This is a genomic window from Roseburia sp. MSJ-14 (assembly GCF_018918225.1).
In the GTDB taxonomy this organism is placed as follows: domain Bacteria; phylum Bacillota; class Clostridia; order Lachnospirales; family Lachnospiraceae; genus Petralouisia.
Genome location: NZ_JAHLQD010000045.1, coordinates 1 through 2,585 on the forward strand (window position 1 = coordinate 1; position 2,585 = coordinate 2,585).

At 46.7% G+C, this 2,585-nt stretch carries 3 protein-coding genes; all 3 read right to left on the reverse strand.

The window, feature by feature from the left end; genetic code table 11:
* Positions 1-54 precede the first annotated feature (54 nt).
* The 3 genes from KQI83_RS13060 to KQI83_RS13070 all read right to left on the reverse strand — a co-directional run bounded on the left by KQI83_RS13060 (position 55) and on the right by KQI83_RS13070 (position 2,468).
* On the reverse strand, positions 55-1,275 hold the full coding sequence (locus KQI83_RS13060) for an MFS transporter (RefSeq protein ID WP_002584949.1): 1,221 nt from the start codon (positions 1,273-1,275) through the stop codon (positions 55-57).
* A 375-nt stretch (positions 1,276-1,650) separates the two neighbouring features.
* Complete coding sequence (locus KQI83_RS13065) at positions 1,651-2,112, reverse strand: hypothetical protein (RefSeq protein WP_330622421.1); 462 nt, start codon at positions 2,110-2,112, stop codon at positions 1,651-1,653.
* Positions 2,109-2,468, reverse strand: a complete 360-nt coding sequence (locus tag KQI83_RS13070; RefSeq protein WP_216558879.1) for a helix-turn-helix transcriptional regulator — start codon at positions 2,466-2,468, stop codon at positions 2,109-2,111. The genes KQI83_RS13065 and KQI83_RS13070 overlap by 4 nt, the downstream gene beginning before the upstream one ends.
* Positions 2,469-2,585 lie beyond the last annotated feature (117 nt).

Sequence of the window (2,585 nt, forward strand, 5' to 3'; positions counted from 1 at the left end):
TTTCAGAACCACCATCCAGGCATTTTGTTTAGTAATAGAAAAAGGTGCAGTTGATTATTGCGTATTGTCAATCTCTCTCAAACCGGGTAGTAAAAATACGGCAAGCGCAACGATGATAATGCCAATTCCGCAAATGACAAACCATTTCTCAACTCCCAGCCGCTCCGCCAGAGGCCCGGAAATGACAAGGCCAAACGGCATGGCGAGGGAAGCGGCGCTTGTCAGTAGAGAAAAAACTCTCCCCAGATATTCTGGTTTGACCGTTTCTTGAAAAATCGCATTTTGCACACCGTAAAATGGAGCGGAAATTCCCATAACAGTACAGCACACAACAAAGACAAGAAATGCGTCTGGCGGCAAAAGCCCGGAGAGCATATTGCTAACGCCCATCAGGAGAACGGAAAGACCGATGGTGTACCGCCGTTTCTTAAAACCGCCCCAAATGCTCAGAATGACTCCGCCAAGCAGCATACCAACCGCAAAAGCAATTTCAGCGGCAGAGGCATGGGCCGGTGTTCCTTTGAAGTATGACATACAGATGAGAGGAAAAAGCGTACTGATTGGCATATAAAAGAACATATAAATTACACCAATCCAGAGCAGAGCAAAGAGGCCCCTGTTTTGCTTTAATACCACATACCCCTCTTTCATATCCTGTAAAAACTGTTGTCTTTTCGTTTCTGGACATAGTTCAGGCGTTGGTATGGACGAAATCGCAACAGTCACACAGGCAAGGATTGCACCCACAATATCTAACAATATAATTGCATTAAGAGGCCAAACAGCATATAAAAACGCTGCGGCAGCTGGACTGATAATCGCACTTACTGCTTGCATGGTCTGCGTGTAACCAGCGCATTTTGTAAGTTCCTCTTTTGGCACAATCATAGGTGTTGCTGCGCTGAATGCTGGAGAATGAAAAGCAGTTCCCGCACTTCGGATTAACAGGACAACCATAATAGACCATACGGGCAATTCCATGTAAAACGCCACCAGCGCCAGAATACCGCCAGCGGCGGCAATTATCAAATCCGCACCAATCATTACGCTTTTACGGCTGTGCCGGTCAACAAAAGCACCTGCAAACGGGCCTAAACAGGCTTGCGGCAAAAATCCAATCAGTGTTGCCGCCGTCAATATGATTGCAGAATTAGTTTTCGCAACCAAATAAAAGATAATGGCCATTTGCAAAATACCGCTGCTAATAAAGGATATTGCTTGTCCGGCAAGAAGTGTAAAATAAGTTTTTCTCCATGAATTGTTGTTTTGGGTCATAATGCGAACCTCCTTTTTTATTGCATTGTTCCTTTGTTTCTGCAATAAAAAGCAGGCGTTGTCCCACAGAGAGGGCAGACGCCTGCATAACAACAAAGCACGAAAAAACACCACGATACAGTTCAAAGACTGCTCGTGTCAAACCTACGTGTTCCTTTGCATACGCACGCAAAAAAAGCCCACCATCATGTGGAAAGGTACTTCTACTTTTTATTGCTTATTAGCGTACACAAATTAACACACGTAAGCCTCCTTCCAATCTCAAACTGTCGCACAGTATAACACACATCCGATAGACTTGTCAACCATTTTTAACCTTGTTTTCCATCTTGTTTTTCCATCTCTTACGGGCAGTAGCAAAGCCAGGCGAGCCAGTCAACGGTCAAGATGAACGGCGCTTTCAGCGCCGCCGTTGACAGTCTCGCCCGTCTTTGCTAATGGGTAATCAAGGCGGGAAAGCCATTTTAGGGCTTTCCCGCCCATTTCAATTTTGGGAGAAGAAAGGCCCCAAAATGAACGAGTGCGGCCAAACACTTTTAGGGATTGGCCACCTTGTCCACCCATCCAGCGGGGCGGCGGGGAACGGTCAAGGCCGGGCGTCAGCCCATTCATTTCAGCCTTGACGGTTTCCTGCCGTCCTGCTACTTTTCCCGGAGTGTGGCCACACATCTGGTCACGGTGGCCAGAAGTACGGCGGGTTTGGGGAGCAACCCCAACAAGCATTTTTGCCGCCCCGGTGGGGGCGCAAAAAAAGCAAGTGTCCATACACTTGCATTGCTTGCCGCTAACGCGCACCCCCGGAAATCCCACAAAAAAAACGGAGGCAGCGTTTTTCACACTTCCTCCGTTTCTTGGCTGTCTTTGACAGCTCTGATTATATTTTCCACAAGGCGCAATTCCTTTTCGGACATAGAGCCGAGCATGATATTGATACGCTTTTTGCAAGCGTCATCTGCGCTCATGCCTGGATAAAAGAACTGATCCACCGATATATCGAACTTTGTCACCAGCTGATAAAAGATATTCAGGCTGGGATGCTGGCCGTCGTTTTCATGGTACATGACGGTACGGGGATCGCGGTCAATAATACAGGCCAGTTGCTCCTGTGTCATGCCGCTGGCTTCTCTTTTGCGCTTAATTTCGCGCCCTATATCGTGGAAATCAAACTTTCGCTCATCGCGTTCAAATTTCATAGACATCACCCAATGTAATTTTATATTTCAGGTAGTAGTATTTGAACGAATTACATTTTCGTGCAACTGCTGACTTGAACACACCGGTACTTTCGAGACTAATCTTCGTTGATCTAA